Below are 16859 nucleotides of genomic sequence, written 5' to 3'. Positions count from 1 at the left end.
CAGGCCGGGATCAGCCGAACGCGTAGCCGTACAGGCCGGGGCCGCTGCTCAGCTCGCGGACCTTTCCCGGGAGCAGGCCGGGACGCGGGCCCGTCTGGCGCGAGCCCGGCACATACAGCACCTTGCCCTGGTCCGGCGCCGCCACCACCAGCCCGTACAGCGGACGCTCCTTGGTGAGCTGCCGGTAGCGCCCGCCGAGCGCGGGGAGCGCGGCCAGGGACGCGCCGAAGTCACGCCCCTTGCCCTTGATGAGCAGGTCGCCGTCCTTCGTCAGCCCGCCCTTCCTGGCCCCGGCCAGCACCTGGACCCCCTTCTCCCCGGGTACGCCGACGGCCAGCTCGTCGTCGCCGTCGCCGTTGAAGTCCCCGGCCGCCAGCGCGGCGCCGAACCGGTCGTAGTACCGGGGCGTGCCCTTGAGCAGCCGCTGCGTCCACATCTCCGACCGGGCGCCGCGCAGCAGCGCGCTCCCGCTCCCGTACAGGACGTGCACGGCCCCGTCGCCGTAGTCCATCGCCCGCTGGTTGGCGCTCAGCCCTTCACCGGGTACGCCGACGGCCAGGTCGTCGTGCCCGTCGGCGTCGAAGTCGCCGGTCGTGAGGGCCGCACCGAACGCGTCCCACTTCTCCGCCGAGCCCTTGATCCCGGGGCTGCTCTGGGTGAGGAGCCCGGCCCGCCGGCCCCGTACGTCGATGACGGTGACGGAGCCCTGGCCGTCCTGGGTGACGCTGTCGGCGGGCGCGCCCACGGCCAGTTCGGCGCGTCCGTCGCCGTTGAAGTCGCCGGTCGCGAGGGCCGCGCCCCACTGGTCCGTCACGCTTGCCGCCTGCCGTACCCAAGGAGTCTTCTGAGTGATCTGGTACGGCTTGCGGCCCTTCATCCAGTAGATCGTGACGCCCCCGCCCGTACGGTGGCCAGGGGCGCCCACCGCGAGCTCGTCGCGTCCGTCGCCGTCGAAGTCACCGGCGGCCAGCGACGCCCCGAACCGGTCGCTCGACGGCTTCGCCGGCGCCAGCTCCTTGCCCGGCCGCAGGCCCGTGGGCGAGCCGTGGAACAGCTCGACGGCGCCGTTGCCGTCGGCCCCCGGCACGCGCTCGCCCACGAACTCCTCTGACACGCCCACCGCCAGGTCGGCGCATCCGTCTCCGTTGAAGTCGCCCACCGCCAGAGCCGAGCCGAACGAGTCACCCGGTTCGGCGCCCTCCTGGGTCAGCTTCTCCTTGCGCCCGCTGCCGTAGACGACCGTCACGGAGCCGGCCCGCCGGTTGTCGTAGGGAGCGGCCACCGCCAGATCGGGACGGCCGTCGCCGTCGAAGTCGGAAGGGGATCCGCCACACGACGGAGCCGCGGCGTGGCTCGTACCCGAAACGAGGGGAAGAACCAGGCAGGCGGCTAGCAGTGCGTTCATACAGGTAGGTATTTCCGCCCCGACCGAACCAGGTCTTAACGCTACGGGAACGTGCCAGGATAGGCGGGTGGACATCGACCTCGCGGATCTGGGTTTCTGGCGCCAGTCCCCCAAGGCCAGGCATGAGGCGTTCGCCAGACTCCGGCAGTTAGAGCAACCGGTGTTCTTCCCAGAGAAGAAGGTGCCCTTCCTCCGTTCGGGCAGCGGCTTCTACGCCCTGGTCAGGCACGCGGACGTGGTCGAGGCCAGCCGCGACGCCAAGGTCTTCTCCAGCGAGCCCGCCGTCACCAACCCGGAGCCGCCGGGCTGGGTCAAGCAGGTGTTCGGCGAGTCGATGGTCAACATGGACGACCCGCGCCACGCCCGGTTGCGGCGCATCGTCACCCGCTCGTTCAGCCCCCGCATGCTCTCCGGTCTGCAGGACGACATCGAGGCCGCGTGCGAGCGGATCGTCGACGCCGTCATCGAGCAGGGCCCGCGCGACTTCGTCGGCCAGGTCGCGGCCCGGCTCCCCATCCACGTCATCTGCGACATGATGGGCATCCCCGACGACCTGCGGGCGAAGGTCCACGAACACGTCGACGTCTCCACCGCCTACACCGGCGTACGCCCCAGCCTGGTCCGCAGCGTTCAGCTCGCCGGCCAGAACATGCTGGCCCTCCTCGCCCTCCAGCGCATGGTGATCAAGCTGGGGCACGAACGGGCCGCCGATCCACAAGGCGACCTGGTATCTCTGCTGGTCACCGCCAACCCCGACGGCGAGAAGCTCACCGACCGCGAGCTCGGCTCCTTCTTCGCCCTGCTCCTGGTGGCGGGCAACGAGACCGCGCGCAACACGATGGCCCACGGCATCAAGCTGCTCACCGACAACCCCGCGCAGCGTGAGCTGCTGATGGAGGACTTCGACGGCCGCATCGGCAACGCGATCGAGGAGATGGTCCGCCACGTGTCGCCGATCATGCAGTTCCGGCGCACGCTGACCCAGGACTACTCCCTGCGCGGCCTGGAGCTGAAGAAGGGCGACAAGGTGGTCCTCTTCTACGGCTCGGCCAACCGTGACGAGACGGTCTTCCCCGACCCCGACAGTTTCGACATCACCCGCGAGACCAAGCCGCACGTCGGCTTCGGCGGGCCGGGCCCGCACTTCTGCCTGGGCGCCAACCTGGCCAGGCAGGAGATGCGGACGATGTTCCGGGTGCTGCTGACCAGGTTGCCGGAGATCCGCGCGGTCGGCGAGCCGGAGCTGCTGCTGTCCAACTTCGACAACAGCGTCCGCAGTCAGGGCTTCACGTTCTGAGCTGCTCTTCCGGGGCCAGGACGTTCCTTCTGATCGTCAGGAAGGTGATCAGTGCCGCGACGGCCATCATCACGGCGCTGATCAGCATCGCGGTGTGGAAGCCCGCGTTGAAGACGGGCGGGTTCTTGAAGGCGTCGCCGACCAGGCCGACCAGGGGCGGCACCGCGGCCACCGCGAGCAGGCTGCCGGTGCGGGCCACCGCGTTGTTGACGCCGCTGGCCGTACCGGCATGGCGCTCTTCGACGGTGGCCAGCACGGTCGCGGTCAGCGGCGCCACCGCCGCCGACAGACCGAGCCCGAACACCGTGACCGCGGGGATGACCTGAAGAGCGTACGAGGCGCCGAAGCCGATCGTGCTCATCAGGAGGAACCCGAGCCCGGCCACCAGGATGCCGATCGTCATGGGCCAGCGCGGGCCGTAGCGCTTGGCCACCTCACCGGCGCGCGCCGACAGCAGCAGCATCAGGATGGTCGTCGGCAGCAGCGACAGCCCGGCCGGGGTCGCCGCGAACCCGGACACCACCTGCAACTGCACGACGAGCAGGAAGAACACCACGCCCATCGCCGCGTACATGATCAGCGTCACCACGTTCACGGCCGTGAACACCCGATCGCGGAAGATGCTCACCGGCACCAGCGCGTCGGGGGACCTGCGCTTCTCCAGCACCACGAACGCCGCGCCCAGCGCCACCCCCGCGACCAGCGGGATCGTCGCCCCCTTCTCGATCAGGCCGTAGGTGAGGCAGGCCAGGGCCAGCGCCGCCAGCACCGCGCCCAGCACGTCGAACCGGCCCGCGGCCTGCTCGTCCCTGCTCTCGGGCACGTGCCGCACCGTGACCAGCACGACCAGCGCCGCGACCGGCAGGTTGAGCAGGAACGCCCACCGCCAGCCCGCCGTCTGCACCAGCACCCCGCCCAGCAGCGGACCGACCGCGGCGGCCACCCCACCCAGCCCCGACCAGGCGCCGACCGCGCGCGGCCGGTCGTCCCTGACGAACGACGCCTGGATGATCGCCAGCGACCCCGGGGTCAGCAGCGCGCCGCCGACCCCCTGCAGCGCGCGGGCGGCCACCAGGAACTCGACGTTCGGCGAGAGCCCGCACAGCGCCGAGGCCAGCGCGAACCAGACCGTACCGATCAGGAACACCTTGCGCCTGCCGTAGCGGTCACCGAGCGAGCCGCCCAGCAGGATCAGCCCGGCCAGGGTGAGCGTGTAGGCGTTGATCGTCCACTGCAAGCCGGCCATGTCCGCGTCGAGATCGTCGCCGAGGAAGGGCAGCGCGACGTTCACCACGGTGCTGTCGAGCACGGCCATCCCGGAGCCGAGCACGGTCGCCGCCAGGATCCAGCGCCCTCGGGCGGACTTGAGCGCTACGTGGTCGTCCTGCATGAGGGCAATCTTGTCACCTCTTCTGGACAAAGCGGTCAGCCCCTCCCCAGAGAGGTGTGCCCAGGGCCTCGGCGTTGCCCAGGGCCTCAGCGTCCAGGGCCCTCGGCGTTGCCCAGGGCCCTCAGCACGAAGCCCGTCACCAATGCCCCCGCCGCCTCGACGGTGACCGCGCCGCTGATCAGCGGCACCCGCTCCGCGCCGATCACCGCGATGATCATCCGGGCCGTCGCCTCGACATCGACCACCTGGAAATCGGCCGACTCGATCCCGCTCTCCAGGATCCCCACCAGGATGCGCTGCATGGGCGCCACGTGCTCGGCGAGCTGCTGGTAGGCGTCAGGGCCGAGGGCCGCGCTGAGATCCGCCGCTCCCGGGTGCGGGTGCGCCAGCAGCCCGGTCAGCTGCAGCCGGACGAACACCCGCAGCCGATCGGCGGGGGAGGCGACGGCCGGTAGCTCCTGCTCGTAGCTTTCGATGAAGTAGCTGGTGACCCGCTCGGTGAAGGCCAGCAGCAGGGCGGCCTTGTCCGGGTAGTAGTTGTAGAGGACGGTCCGGGTGATCTCTGCCTCATTCGCCACATCCGTCATCGAGATGGCGTCGATCCCCTGCACCCTCGACAGGCGGGCGACGGCCTCGAGGATGCGATCGCGCGTCTGGGCTCGGTGCTCACCGATCGTGGCGGCGGAGATGCGGGGCATGCGTCCATGGTAGGCCGGGCTCGAAGGCTGGTACCCATCCCGCCCCAACCCGGCTCGTGTGCGAAAGCCCCGTAGTGGCCGGTGTTCGCGAGCGGGCTGGTGCCGGACCGGACTCAAGTATCCGTGGACGACTCAGATGATGGCGGATGATCCCCCGTAAGTCCTCCTAAACCAGTCTTGACATCCGCATTCCGCGCCCTCAATCTGTTGCGTATAGCGCTAGACGTTGCTCGTTGTGAAACCGGGGTGTGACAATGATCCCAGCGTGCCCTCTCGCCTCACTACCGCGAGGTGAGGCTCTCCGTCTAGATGTCGATCCGCCCATCGCGGTCTTCCACACAGATGAGGGCGACATCCTGGCGATCGACGACACCTGCACCCATCAGGACGCCTCACTGGCCGACGGCTGGCTGGAGGGCTGCGAGGTCGAGTGCCCGCTGCACGCCTCGCGGTTCAACCTGCGCACCGGCGAGGTGGACGCTCCGCCGGCGAAGCGGCCGGTCCGCATCCACCAGGTCGTCGTCGAGAACGACGTCATCTACGTCGTGCCGTCGGACGCGCCGCCCAACCTGCCGCCGGGCATCACCCTGAAAGGGCAGGCGTGAACACGGTCTGCGTGGTCGGCGCCTCGCTGGCCGGGCTGCTGACGGCGCGGGCCCTGCGGAGCCAGGGCTACGGAGGGCGGCTCGTCGTCGTCGGCGCCGAGGAGCACCGGCCCTACGACCGGCCACCCCTGTCCAAGGACTTCCTCAAGGGCGCGATCGGCGAGACCGACCTGGCGCTGGAGGGCGACGGCGAGCAGCATGACATCGAATGGCGGCTGGGCGTGGCCGCCACCGGCCTGGACGCCACCGCCCGCCGGATCACGCTGAGCGACGGCACGTCGCTCGTGGCGGACGGCATCGTGATCGCCACCGGCGCGGCCGCGCGCACACTGCCGGGGACAGAGGCGCTGCGCGGTGTGCACACGCTGCGCACCCTCGACGACGCTCGCGCGCTGCGCGCCGACCTGGCGACCGCCAGGAGGCTGGTGGTGATCGGCGGCGGCTTCATCGGCGCCGAGGTCGCCGCCAGCGCCCGCGAACTCGGCCTCGACGTGACCCTCGTCGAGTCGGGGCAGGCGCCGCTGGCCGGCGTGATCGGCCTCACGATGGGGCACGCCATCGGCGACCTGCACGAACGGCGCGGCGTCCGGCTGGTACGCGGCGCGTACGTCACCGAGGTGACCGGAACGGACCGGGCCGACGGTGTACGGCTGGGCGACGGCACGTACCTGCCCGCCGATGTCGTGGTCGTCGGGATCGGCGCGGTGCCCAGCATCGGCTGGCTCCACGGAAGCGGTGTCGAACTGGGCGACGGGGTGCTGTGCGACGAGGGCGGCGGCACCTCCGTGCCGGGCATCGTCGCGGTCGGCGACTGCGCGGCCTGGTACGACCCGGCATGGGACAGGCACCACCGGGTCGAACACTGGACCGGCGCCCGCCAGCGGGCCGCGGTCGCGGCGGCGACGCTGCTGTCCGGCGGCACCGCCCGCCCCGAGCCCGCGCGCCCGGCCTACTTCTGGTCCGACCAGTACGACGTGAAGATCCAGTTCATCGGGCACGCGGGCGACGCGGACACGGTGACCGTGGAGGAGGGCGACCCGGCGGACCACAGCTTCCTCGCCGTCTACCGACAGGGAGACCGGCCGGTGGCGGTGCTGGGCGTCAACCAGGTCCGGCTGTTCACCCGCTGGCGCCGCCGTTTGGAGACCGCGCCGGTCCAGACCGGCTGAAACAGGAGTGAATCATGACTCATGAAGTGCGCGGCGTGGTCGCGATGGGCAAAGGCAAGCCGGTCAGCCTGGAGACGATCCTCGTACCGGACCCAGGTCCCGGCGAGGCGCTGGTCAAGGTGCGGGCCTGCGGCGTCTGCCACACCGATCTGCACTACCGCGAAGGCGGCATCAACGACGACTTCCCGTTCCTGCTCGGCCACGAGGCCGCCGGAGTGGTCGAGGCCGTCGGCCCCGATGTCAGCGACGTGGCGCCCGGCGATTTCGTGATCCTCAACTGGCGGGCGGTGTGCGGGTCCTGCCGGTCCTGCTTGAGGGGTCGCCCGCAATACTGCTTCGCCACCCACAACGCCACCCAGAAGATGACACTGGCGGACGGCACGCCGCTCAGCCCCGCGCTCGGCATCGGCGCGTTCGCCGACAAGACGCTGGTGGCCGCCGGGCAGTGCACCAAAGTCGACCCGGCCGCCTCCCCGGCCGCCGCCGGGCTGCTCGGCTGCGGCGTGATGGCCGGGCTGGGCGCCGCCGTGAACACCGGCGCGGTCAGCCGCGGCGACTCGGTCGCGGTCATCGGGTGCGGCGGCGTCGGCAACGCGGCGATCGCCGGAGCACGGCTGGCCGGCGCTACGACGATCATCGCCGTCGACGTGGACGACAGGAAGCTCGACTGGGCGCGTGGCATCGGCGCGACCCACACCGTGAACGCCGGGCAGGCCGATCCCATCGAGCGGATCAGGGAGCTCACCGGCGGCTTCGGCGCCGACGTCGTGATCGACGCCGTAGGCCGGCCGGAGACGTTCAAGCAGGCGTTCTACGCCCGGGACCTGGCCGGGACCGCCGTCCTCGTGGGTGTGCCCACCCCGGAGATGACGCTGGAACTGCCGCTGCTCGACGTCTTCGGCCGCGGCGGCGCGCTGAAGTCGAGCTGGTACGGCGACTGCCTGCCGAGCCGCGACTTCCCCACGCTGATCTCCCTCTATCTGCAGGGCCGCTTCGACCTCGACGCGTTCGTCACCGAGACCATCGGGCTGGACGATGTCGAGGACGCCTTCACCAAGATGCACCACGGCGAGGTACTCCGCTCTGTGGTGGTGCTGTGATGCGGATCGAGCGCCTCGTCACCTCGGGCACTTTCAGTCTGGACGGCGGGACGTGGGAGGTCGACAACAACGTCTGGCTGCTGGGTGACGACGACCAGGTCCTCGTGATCGACGCGGCGCACGACGCCGAGGCGATCGCGCGGGACGTGGGCGATCGCCGGGTGGCCGGGATCGTGTGCACGCACGCCCACGACGACCACGTGAACGCCGCCCCCGAACTGGCCGCGCGCACCGGTGCACCGGTGCTCCTGCACCCGGACGACGAGCCGCTCTGGAAGCTCGCGCACGTCGGCGCGGTGCCGGACGGTCCGCTGGAGAACGGGCAGATCCTCCGGATCGGCGACGCGGCCGTGCACGTCCTGCACACTCCCGGGCACGCCCCGGGAGCGGTGTGCCTGTACGTGCCCGAGCACGGCGTGCTGTTCTCCGGTGACACCCTCTTCCAAGGCGGCCCGGGGGCCACGGGCAGGTCGTACAGCGACTTCCCCACGATCATCGCGTCGATCAGCCGGTCCCTGCTCACGCTGCCCCCGGAGACGGTGGTGCACACGGGGCACGGCGACGACACCGGCATCGGAGCCGAGGCTCCGCAGCTCGAGGACTGGATCCGCCGAGGACACTGACCCGGCCCGTTACACAGAGGAGTAGTCCCGTGACCACTTCAACCACCTCCAGCGTGATCCCCACCCTCCCGGGCCGCTACTACACCGATCCGGAGATCTTCGCGCTGGAGCAGAAGAACATCTTCGAGACGATGTGGTTCTGCGCGGTGCGCTCGTCCGACCTGCCCAGACCGGGCGCCTTCAAGACGGTGCAGGTCGGCACCGAGAGCATGCTCATCAGCCGGGCACGCGACGGGTCGGTCCGCGCCTTCTTCAACGTCTGCCGCCACCGTGGCGCCACCTTGCGCACGGAGGAGTCGGGCGAGGTCAAGCGGGCCTTCCAGTGCCCATACCACGCGTGGACCTACGACCTCGACGGCAAGCTGATCGCGGCGCCCAACCTGACCAAGATGGCCGACCTGGACCGGGTGCGGTACGGGCTGGTCAAGGCGCATGTGCGCGAGTGGCTCGGCTACGTGTGGATCTGCCTGGCCGACGACCCGCCGTCGTTCGAGCGGGACGTGCAGGGCGCGGTGACCGAGCGGCTGGGCTCGCCGGACCTGATCGGCAACTACGACGTGGCCGGACTGTCGGTGGGCCGGCGGATCGTCTACGACGTCAAGGCCAACTGGAAGCTCATCGTCGAGAACTTCATGGAGTGCTACCACTGCGCCACGATCCACCCCGAGCTGACCGAGGTGCTGCCCGAGTTCGCCGACGGGTTCGCCGCCCAGTACTTCGTCGGCCACGGCGCGGAGTTCGGCGAGCGGATCGAAGGCTTCACCGTCGACGGCTCGGCCGGGCTCGACCGCATCCCGGGCGTGAATGAGGACCAGGACCGGCGCTACTACGCCATCACCATCAAGCCGCAGGTCTTCATCAACCTGGTGCCCGATCACGTCATCCTGCACCGGATGTTCCCGCTCGCGGTCGATCGCACGGTGGTCGAATGCGACTGGCTCTACCTGCCCGACGTGGTGGCCACAGGCAAGGACCTGGACAAGTCAGTCGAGCTCTTCCACCGGGTCAACGAGCAGGACTTCGACGCCTGCGAACGCTGCCAGCCCGCCATGAGCTCGCGTACGTACCGCGACGGCGGCGTGCTCGTGCCGAGCGAGCACCACATCGGCGCCTTCCACGAGTGGGTCCAGGACCGGATCGGCTGATGGTGACAGGCGAGAACGAAGACGAGGGACTCAGGGTCGGCCCGCCCAAGGAGTGGGCGGGCGGCCTGCCCGCCGTGGGGCACGCGCTGGAGATCGCCCATCGCGAGATGGGCGCCGCCCGAACCGTGCGCACGCTGCTGCGGGTGAACCAGAAGGACGGCTTCGACTGTCCCGGCTGCGCCTGGCCCGAGGGCGAGCACCGCAGCCCCGCCGAGTTCTGCGAGAACGGGGCGAAGGCCGTCGCCGAAGAGGCCACGACGCGCCGGGTCGGGCGGGAGTTCTTCGCCGCGCACCCGGTGGCTGACCTGGCCGTCCGTAGCGACCACTGGCTCGGCAGGCAGGGCCGGCTGACCGAGCCGATGCACAAGCCGCCCGGCGCGGAGCACTACCAGCCGATCACCTGGTCGCGGGCGTTCGAGATCATCGCCAGGGAGTTGCGCGCCCTCGACGGCCCCGACGAGGCCGTCTTCTACACCTCCGGCCGCACCTCCAACGAGGCGGCCTTCGCCTATCAGCTCCTCGTGCGCAGATTCGGCACCAACAACCTGCCCGACTGCTCCAACATGTGTCACGAGTCCAGCGGCTCGGCCCTGACCGAGACACTGGGTATCGGCAAGGGCACGGTGTCGCTGGAGGACCTGCACCGGGCCGAGCTCATCTTCGTGGTGGGCCAGAACCCCGGCACCAACCATCCCCGCATGCTCACCGCGCTGGAGCGGGCCAAGCGCGGCGGGGCGCGGATCATCGCGGTCAACCCGCTGCCCGAAGCGGGCCTGCTGCGCTTCAAGAACCCGCAGCGCCCTTCGGGGGCGGGCCGCGGCACCGCGCTCGCCGACCGGTTCCTGCAGATCCGGCTCAACGGTGACATGGCGCTGTTCCAGGCGCTGTCCCTGCTGCTCATCGACAGCGCCGACCGGGCCTTCATCGACGAGTACACCTACGGGTTCGAGGCGTGGGAGAAGCACCTCCGCGCGCTCGACTGGGAGAAGGTCCTCCAGGCGACGGGCCTGACCCGGGCGGAGCTGGAGGAGACGGCGGATGAGGTCCGTACGGCCCGCTCGGTCGTCGTCTGCTGGGCGATGGGCCTGACCCAGCACCGCAACTCCGTGGCGACGATCAGGGAGGTGGTCGACTTCCTGCTGCTACGCGGCAACGTCGGCCGGAGCGGGGCGGGCGTGTGCCCGGTACGCGGCCACTCGAACGTGCAGGGCGACCGGACGATGGGCATCTACGAGAAGCCGTCCGCGGCCTTTCTCGACGCGCTGCGCGAGGAGTTCGGTTTCGAGCCGCCCCGCCGTCACGGCCTCGACACGGTCGAGGCGATCCGGGCCATGCGCGATGGGGCGGCCAAGGTCTTTTTCGGCCTGGGCGGCAACTTCGTCCGGGCCACGCCCGACAGCGACGTGACGGAGGCCGCGCTGCGCCGGACCAGGCTGACCGTGCAGGTGTCGACCAAGCTCAACCGCTCCCACGCGGTGTGCGGCGAGGAAGCGCTGATCCTGCCGGTGCTCGGGCGTACCGAGCGCGATCCCGGCGGCTATGTGACCGTCGAGGACTCGATGGGCCTCGTCCACGCCTCCCGGGGCAGGCTCAAGCCCGGCTCCCCGGACCTGCTGCCGGAAGTGGCCGTTGTCAGCGGGCTGGCGCGCGAGCTCTTCGCCGACGACCCGCACGTGCCGTGGGCGGAGTTCGAGCGTGACTATGGCGCGATCAGGGACCGCATCGCGCGGGTCGTCCCCGGGTTCGAGGACTTCAACGCGCGGGCGCCCGCCGGGTTCGCGCTGCCCAACGCGCCGAGGGACGAGCGCCGCTTCCCGACCGCGACGGGGAGGGCCAACTTCACCGTCAACGAGCTGGAGGTGCTGCGGGTGCCTCCCGGCCGGCTGTTGCTGCAGACCGTCCGCAGCCACGACCAGTACAACACCACGATCTACGGGCTCGACGACCGCTACCGCGGGGTCAAGGCGGGCCGCCGGGTGATCTTCGTACACCCGGACGACCTGGCCGAGCGCGAGCTGGCCGACGGCGACCTGGTGGACCTGGTCAGCGAGTGGCCCGACGGCGAGCGCACGGCCGGGGGGTTCAGGGTGATCGCCTACCCAACGGCCCGAGGTTGCTGCGCGGCCTACTTCCCGGAGACGAACGTGCTGGTGCCACTCGACTCGGTGGCCGAGACGTCCAACACCCCGACCTCGAAGAGCGTGGTGATCCGGCTGCTCAGAGCTGGCCCGCGTAGCCCAGCCGGTGGCTGATCTCATCGGCGCCGCTGATGAGGGTGGGGGCGAGTTCGTGGATGCGCTCGACGCTAAAGCGGTAGGCCGGCCCCGAGACGCTGATCGCGGCGACGACCTCGCCGTGATAGGAGCGGATGGGCGCGGCCATGGCGTTCAGTCCCTCTTCGAGCTCCTCCAGGCAGAAGGCGTAGCCCGTCTGCCGTGTCTGTGCGAGCTGCAGCTCCAGCGCGTCGGGGTCGACCATCGTCTTGGGCGTGAAGCTCTCGAGTTCGCCGTTCGACAGCAGCCGGGCGCGTTCGCTGAAGTCCTGGTAGGCGAGCAGCACCTTGCCGCTGGAAGTGGCGTGCAGCGGGGTGATCTGGCCGACCCAGTTGTAGGTGGTGATCGCCGAGGGGCCGCGCACCTGGTCGAGGTTGACCGCGTGGGCGGAGCGGAGCACGGCGATGTTCACCGTCTCGCCGATCTCCCCGGCCAGCCGGTTGCAGATCGGCCGGGCGCGGCCGGTGATGTCCATCTGCGTGCTGACCCCGCCGGCCAGCCGGATGATGCCGAAGCCCAGACGGTATTTGCCGCGGTCCTCGGCTTGTTCCACCAGACCGCGCGCCTCGAGCGCGCCGAGCAGCCGGAAGGCCGTCGACTTGTGCACGTCGATCTCGGCGGCTACCTCGCTCACGCCGGCCTCGCCGCGCTGGGAGAGGATCTCCAGCACGCTGATCGCCCTGTCGACTGACTGTACGCCTCCGCTGCCCGCATCGTTGCTCATAGCGAAACTGTAAGTGCAACGAGGAACTACGTCGATTCGCTATGCCAAAAGATCTCTTGTTGCGAGTAGTGAAACGCGATGCGTATAGCGCTACGATTTGGTGAAACGTGTGATGAGACGAGGCACTATGACGCCACAGCAGTACGACTTCGTCATCGTGGGCGGCGGCTCGGCGGGGTGCGCCCTGGCCAACCGGCTCTCCGCGGACCCCGCCACGCAGGTGCTGGTCCTGGAGGCCGGCCGATCGGACTATCCGTGGGACGTGTTCATCCACATGCCCGCGGCCCTGCCCTTTCCCATCGGCAACCGTTTCTATGACTGGCGGTACGAGTCCGAGCCGGAGCCGTACATGGGCGGCAGGCGGATCTACCACGCCCGCGGGAAGGTGCTCGGCGGCTCCAGCAGCATCAACGGCATGATCTTCCAGCGCGGCAACCCCCTCGACTACGAGCGCTGGGGCGCCGACCCGGGCATGAAGAGCTGGGACTACGCGCACTGCCTGCCGTACTTCAAGCGGATGGAGAACTGCCTGGCCGACCCGGGCACCCCCTTCCGCGGTCACGACGGCCCGCTGGCGCTGGAGCGCGGAGCGGCGAGCAGCCCCTTGTTCGGGGCCTTCTTCGAGGCAGTCCAGCAGGCCGGCTACCCGCTCACGGACGACGTCAACGGCTACCGTCAGGAGGGCTTCGCCCGGTTCGACCGCAACATCCGGCGGGGCCGCCGGCTCAGCGCCGCGCGGGCCTACCTGCACCCTGTGCTGAAGCGTCCCAACCTCACGGTCAAGACCCGCGCGTTCGTGACGAGGATCCTCTTCGAGGGCACCCGAGCGGTCGGGGTGGAGTACGACGGCGGCACCGTACGCGCCAAGGAGGTCATCCTCTCCGGCGGCGCGATCAACTCGCCCCAGCTGCTGCAGCTGTCCGGCGTCGGCAACGCGGGGGAACTGGCCGCCCTCGGCGTCGACGTGGTGCACGACCTGCCGGGCGTCGGCGAGAACCTGCAGGACCACCTGGAGGTCTACATCCAGCACGGCTGCGCCCAGCCGGTGTCCATGCAGCCGAACCTGCAGAAGTGGCGCCATCCCTGGATCGGCGCGCAGTGGCTGTTCGCGCGCAGCGGGCCGGGAGCGACCAACCACTTCGAGGCCGGCGGCTTCGTACGCAGCAACGACGACGTCGACTACCCCAACCTGATGTTCCACTTCCTGCCCATCGCCGTGCGCTACGACGGCACGGCGCCGGCCGGCGGGCACGGTTACCAGGTGCACGTCGGGCCGATGTACTCCGACGCCCGCGGGTCAGTCAAGATCAAGAGCGTCGACCCGCGGGAGCACCCCGCCCTGCGGTTCAACTACCTGTCCACCGAGCAGGACCGGCGGGAGTGGGTGGAGGCCGTCAGGGTGACCCGCGCCATCCTCGGCGCGCCCGCCCTGGCCGAGTTCAGCACCGGGGAGCTGTCACCCGGGCCGTCCGTCGAGACCGACGAGGAGATTCTGGACTGGGTCGCCAAGGACGGGGAGACGGCTCTGCACCCCTCGTGCACGGCCCGGATGGGCTGCGACGAGATGTCGGTGGTCGACCCGGAGACCATGCGCGTACACGGCCTGGACGGGCTGCGCGTGGTGGACGCCTCGGCCATGCCGTACGTGACCAATGGCAACATCTACGCGCCGGTCATGATGCTGGCGGAGAAGGCGGCCGACCTGATCCTTGGCAACACCCCGCTTCCGCCCGAGACGACCGAGTTCTACCGGCACCGCGCCTGAGGAGATGCGGCGCGGCCTCCACCGGCAGGCGAAGGGAGGCGGTGGGGGCCGCAGCACCCCCACCGCCTCCTGGCCGTTGCCCCGCCTCGGGCGGAATTCTCGGCGGGGCCTCAGCGGAAGACGACCGTGCGGTCGCCGTTGAGCAGCACACGCTGCTCGCTGTGCCACTTCACGGCCCGGGCGAGCACCTGGGCCTCGACGTCCCGGCCCGCCGCGATCAGGTCCTCGGGGTCGAGCTCGTGGTCCACCCTGGCCACGTCCTGCTCGATGATCGGCCCCTCATCGAGGTCGGCCGTGACGTAGTGGGCGGTCGCGCCGATGAGCTTCACCCCGCGCTCGTGCGCCTGGTGGTACGGCTTGGCGCCCTTGAACCCCGGCAGGAACGAGTGGTGGATGTTGATGGCACGGCCCTCGAGGCGCTTGCACATGTCGTCCGACAGGACCTGCATGTAGCGGGCGAGCACCACCAGGTCCGCCTCGTACTCCGCCACCAGCTCCAGCACCCTGGCCTCGGCCTCGGCCTTGCTCTGCGGCGTGACCGGCACATGGTGGAAGGGCACGCCGTAGGAGGCGGCGAGCGGTTCGAGGTCGGGGTGGTTGGAGACGATCACGGGGATGTCGATGTTCAATCCGCCCACCTGGCGGCGGAAGAGCAGGTCGTTCATGCAGTGACCGAACTTCGACACCATGATGAGCGACCTGGTGGGGGTCGCGGCGTCCTTGAGCTGCCAGGTCATCTGGAAGGACTCGGCGACGTAGGTGAAGCCGGCGCGCAGTTCCTCGAGCCCGTGCTGGGCCGCGAAGTGCACGCGCATGAAGAAACCGCCGCCTTGGCGGTCGTTGAACTGCTTGCTCTGCAGCATGTTGCCGCCGTGCTGCACCAGGAAGCTGGTCACGGCGTACACGATGCCTGGCTTGTCGGAGCAAGAGACCGTGAGGATGAACTCGCGTCCAGGATCGGGCCGAGGAGACATCACACCTCCTAGTGTTGCGTATAGCGCACAGCAGTGATGTATGCGCAACAGCGTGTATGTCCAAGCGCCGTCCAGTCAAGAGGGCAGGAGGTAGAGCCTGGGGAAAAAGGCACGGTAAGGATTTCGAATGTGATTTCGGCCACCTCTTGACTTATTCGAGGAAGCCCGTCAATGCTGTTCCCCACTAAGCATTGTCTTGCGCGATACGCAACGATCAGGGGTGTGCCGATGACCGATCTCTACATCGGCGGCACGTGGACCAAGCCAACCGACGGTGGGCAGCGCGACATCCGCTGTCCTGCCGACGGCAGCCTCGTTACCACGGTCGCAGAAGCCACCGCGGCCGACACGGTGGCCGCGATCCTGGCGGCCCGGCGCGCCTTCGACCTGGGCGACTGGTCCGGTACGCCGGCGCGCGAGCGTGGCGCGCTGCTGTACAGGGTGGCCGATCTGCTGGAGCGGGACAAAGCGGCCTTTGCCCGAGCGGAGTCGTACGACACGGGCAAGCGGCTCGTGGAGAGCGAGTACGACGTCGACGACTCCGTGGCCTCACTGCGCTACTTCGCCGGCGTCGCCGGCACCGACGCGGGGCGGGTGATCGACACCGGCCGTGACGACGCGATCAGCCGGGTCGTCTATGAGCCGGTCGGCGTGTGCGGCCTGATCACGCCGTGGAACTACCCCTTGCTGCAGGCTACGTGGAAGGTGGCGCCCGCGCTCGCCGCGGGCAACACCTTCGTGCTCAAGCCGAGCGAGCTGACCCCGAGCACCGCGATCCTCCTGATCCGGGCGCTGGAGGAGGCGGGCCTGCCCGCGGGCGTCGCCAACCTCGTGCTCGGCGCCGGACCGGCCGCGGGCGCGCCGCTCGCCGAGCACCCTGACGTGGACCTGGTCTCCTTCACCGGCGGCGCGGCCACCGGACGGCAGATCATGGCCGCCGCGGCCGCCACGGTCAAGCGGGTGGCGCTGGAGCTCGGCGGCAAGAACCCCAACATCGTCTTCGCCGACGCCGACTTCGACACGGCGGTGGACTTCGCGCTCACGGCCGTCTTTCTGCACTCCGGGCAGGTGTGCTCGGCCGGTGCCCGGCTCCTGGTGGAGGACTCCCTGCACGACTCGTTCGTGGACGAGGTCGTACGGCGTGCCGAGCTGATCCGCCTCGGCGGCCCCTTCGACCCGGCGGCCCAGACCGGCCCACTCATCTCCGCCGCGCACCTGGCCAAGGTGGAGGAGTACGTGGCGGCCGGGCTCGCCGAGGGCGCCGTGCTGCGCTGCGGTGGCCACCGGCCGGCCGGTGAGGGCTTCTATTACCGGCCGACCGTGCTCGACGGGTGCAAGCAGGGCATGCGGGTGGTGCGCGAGGAGTCTTTCGGCCCCGTACTGACCGTGGAGCGCTTCACCACCGAGGACGAGGCCGTCAGCCTCGCCAACGACACCGAGTACGGCCTGGCGGGCGCCGTGTGGACCCAGGACGCCGGCAAGGCGCAGCGGGTCGCGGGACGGCTGCGGCACGGCACGGTGTGGATCAACGACTACCACCCCTACGTTCCGCAGGCCGAATGGGGTGGCTTCAAGCAGTCAGGTATCGGCCGCGAACTCGGACCGACCGGCCTGGATGAATATCGCGAGATCAAACATGTGTGGCAGAACATCCGTCCGCGACCCCAGCGGTGGTTCCCAGCGAACTGACG

The 16859-nt window shown here is 70.0% G+C and carries 14 protein-coding genes; 9 read left to right on the top strand and 5 right to left on the bottom strand.

Annotation, left to right across the window (positions count from 1 at the left end; translation table 11 throughout):
- Positions 1-10 precede the first annotated feature (10 nt).
- Positions 11-1405 carry an FG-GAP and VCBS repeat-containing protein gene (locus tag ACQP2T_RS37400; RefSeq protein WP_433509608.1) on the bottom strand — a complete coding sequence of 465 codons (1395 nt, stop codon included), beginning with the start codon at positions 1403-1405 and terminating at the stop codon, positions 11-13.
- Positions 1406-1472: 67 nt separating this feature from the next.
- Here ACQP2T_RS37400 and ACQP2T_RS37395 point away from each other — a divergent pair, with 67 nt between their 5' ends.
- On the top strand, positions 1473-2702 hold the full coding sequence (locus ACQP2T_RS37395) for a cytochrome P450 (RefSeq protein ID WP_433509607.1): 1230 nt from the start codon (positions 1473-1475) through the stop codon (positions 2700-2702).
- Here ACQP2T_RS37395 and ACQP2T_RS37390 read toward each other — a convergent pair.
- Positions 2692-4092, bottom strand: a complete 1401-nt coding sequence (locus ACQP2T_RS37390) for an MFS transporter (RefSeq protein ID WP_433509606.1) — start codon at positions 4090-4092, stop codon at positions 2692-2694. The two genes, ACQP2T_RS37395 and ACQP2T_RS37390, sit on opposite strands and share 11 nt — an antisense overlap.
- 86 nt (positions 4093-4178) lie before the next feature.
- Complete coding sequence (locus ACQP2T_RS37385; RefSeq protein WP_433509605.1) at positions 4179-4790, bottom strand: TetR/AcrR family transcriptional regulator; 612 nt, start codon at positions 4788-4790, stop codon at positions 4179-4181.
- 254 nt (positions 4791-5044) lie between these two features.
- Here ACQP2T_RS37385 and ACQP2T_RS37380 point away from each other — a divergent pair, with 254 nt between their 5' ends.
- The 6 genes from ACQP2T_RS37380 to ACQP2T_RS37355 are packed head-to-tail and all read left to right on the top strand — an operon-like array spanning position 5045 to position 11684.
- Complete coding sequence (locus ACQP2T_RS37380) at positions 5045-5395, top strand: bifunctional 3-phenylpropionate/cinnamic acid dioxygenase ferredoxin subunit (protein WP_433509604.1); 351 nt, start codon at positions 5045-5047, stop codon at positions 5393-5395.
- Positions 5392-6564, top strand: coding sequence for an NAD(P)/FAD-dependent oxidoreductase (locus ACQP2T_RS37375; protein WP_433509603.1), 1173 nt, complete (start codon positions 5392-5394; stop codon positions 6562-6564). Before ACQP2T_RS37380 ends, ACQP2T_RS37375 begins: the two co-directional genes overlap by 4 nt.
- Positions 6565-6578: 14 nt before the next feature.
- Positions 6579-7664 (top strand): S-(hydroxymethyl)mycothiol dehydrogenase, encoded by a 1086-nt coding sequence (locus tag ACQP2T_RS37370; RefSeq protein ID WP_433509602.1) that lies wholly within the window; start codon positions 6579-6581, stop codon positions 7662-7664.
- The gene (locus ACQP2T_RS37365) at positions 7664-8287 is read left to right on the top strand and encodes an MBL fold metallo-hydrolase (protein WP_433509601.1); all 624 of its coding nucleotides are present in this window, start codon (positions 7664-7666) and stop codon (positions 8285-8287) included. The genes ACQP2T_RS37370 and ACQP2T_RS37365 overlap by 1 nt, the downstream gene beginning before the upstream one ends.
- 29 nt (positions 8288-8316) lie before the next feature.
- Entirely contained in the window at positions 8317-9432 is a 1116-nt protein-coding gene (locus tag ACQP2T_RS37360) for an aromatic ring-hydroxylating oxygenase subunit alpha (RefSeq protein ID WP_433509600.1), read from the top strand.
- Positions 9432-11684, top strand: a complete 2253-nt coding sequence (locus tag ACQP2T_RS37355; RefSeq protein ID WP_433509599.1) for an FdhF/YdeP family oxidoreductase — start codon at positions 9432-9434, stop codon at positions 11682-11684. The genes ACQP2T_RS37360 and ACQP2T_RS37355 overlap by 1 nt, the downstream gene beginning before the upstream one ends.
- Here ACQP2T_RS37355 and ACQP2T_RS37350 read toward each other — a convergent pair.
- Entirely contained in the window at positions 11650-12429 is a 780-nt protein-coding gene (locus tag ACQP2T_RS37350; protein ID WP_433509598.1) for an IclR family transcriptional regulator, read from the bottom strand. The two genes, ACQP2T_RS37355 and ACQP2T_RS37350, sit on opposite strands and share 35 nt — an antisense overlap.
- A 127-nt stretch (positions 12430-12556) precedes the next feature.
- Here ACQP2T_RS37350 and betA point away from each other — a divergent pair, with 127 nt between their 5' ends.
- Positions 12557-14194: a choline dehydrogenase gene (gene betA / locus ACQP2T_RS37345; RefSeq protein WP_433509597.1), complete on the top strand. Its 1638-nt coding sequence runs from the start codon at positions 12557-12559 to the stop codon at positions 14192-14194.
- Between the two features lie 110 nt (positions 14195-14304).
- Here the strand turns inward: betA and purU are convergent, their stop codons facing one another.
- Positions 14305-15168, bottom strand: coding sequence for a formyltetrahydrofolate deformylase (purU, locus tag ACQP2T_RS37340; protein ID WP_433509596.1), 864 nt, complete (start codon positions 15166-15168; stop codon positions 14305-14307).
- Positions 15169-15339: 171 nt separating this feature from the next.
- Between purU and ACQP2T_RS37335 the strand changes: the two genes are divergently transcribed.
- On the top strand, positions 15340-16857 hold the full coding sequence (locus ACQP2T_RS37335) for an aldehyde dehydrogenase family protein (RefSeq protein ID WP_433509595.1): 1518 nt from the start codon (positions 15340-15342) through the stop codon (positions 16855-16857).
- Positions 16858-16859: the final 2 nt, after the last annotated feature.

It is taken from the genome of Nonomuraea sp. CA-143628 (genome assembly GCF_050942315.1).
Classification (GTDB): Bacteria; Actinomycetota; Actinomycetes; order Streptosporangiales; family Streptosporangiaceae; genus Nonomuraea.
The sequence above is the reverse complement of the archived record's forward strand: the minus strand, read 5'-3'. Positions and strand labels throughout refer to the sequence as shown.

What these genes read in the sequence shown, in the direction of transcription:
- ACQP2T_RS37400 (WP_433509608.1), bottom strand. Translation starts at nt 1,405, where the DNA reads ATGAACGCACTGCTAGCCGCCTGCCTGGTTCTTCCCCTCGTTTCGGGT.
- ACQP2T_RS37390 (WP_433509606.1), bottom strand. Translation starts at nt 4,092, where the DNA reads ATGCAGGACGACCACGTAGCGCTCAAGTCCGCCCGAGGGCGCTGGATC.
- ACQP2T_RS37385 (WP_433509605.1), bottom strand. Translation starts at nt 4,790, where the DNA reads ATGCCCCGCATCTCCGCCGCCACGATCGGTGAGCACCGAGCCCAGACG.
- ACQP2T_RS37380 (WP_433509604.1), top strand. Translation starts at nt 5,045, where the DNA reads ATGATCCCAGCGTGCCCTCTCGCCTCACTACCGCGAGGTGAGGCTCTC.
- ACQP2T_RS37370 (WP_433509602.1), top strand. Translation starts at nt 6,579, where the DNA reads ATGACTCATGAAGTGCGCGGCGTGGTCGCGATGGGCAAAGGCAAGCCG.
- ACQP2T_RS37365 (WP_433509601.1), top strand. Translation starts at nt 7,664, where the DNA reads ATGCGGATCGAGCGCCTCGTCACCTCGGGCACTTTCAGTCTGGACGGC.
- ACQP2T_RS37355 (WP_433509599.1), top strand. Translation starts at nt 9,432, where the DNA reads ATGGTGACAGGCGAGAACGAAGACGAGGGACTCAGGGTCGGCCCGCCC.
- ACQP2T_RS37350 (WP_433509598.1), bottom strand. Translation starts at nt 12,429, where the DNA reads ATGAGCAACGATGCGGGCAGCGGAGGCGTACAGTCAGTCGACAGGGCG.
- betA (WP_433509597.1), top strand. Translation starts at nt 12,557, where the DNA reads ATGACGCCACAGCAGTACGACTTCGTCATCGTGGGCGGCGGCTCGGCG.
- purU (WP_433509596.1), bottom strand. Translation starts at nt 15,168, where the DNA reads ATGTCTCCTCGGCCCGATCCTGGACGCGAGTTCATCCTCACGGTCTCT.
- ACQP2T_RS37335 (WP_433509595.1), top strand. Translation starts at nt 15,340, where the DNA reads ATGCTGTTCCCCACTAAGCATTGTCTTGCGCGATACGCAACGATCAGG.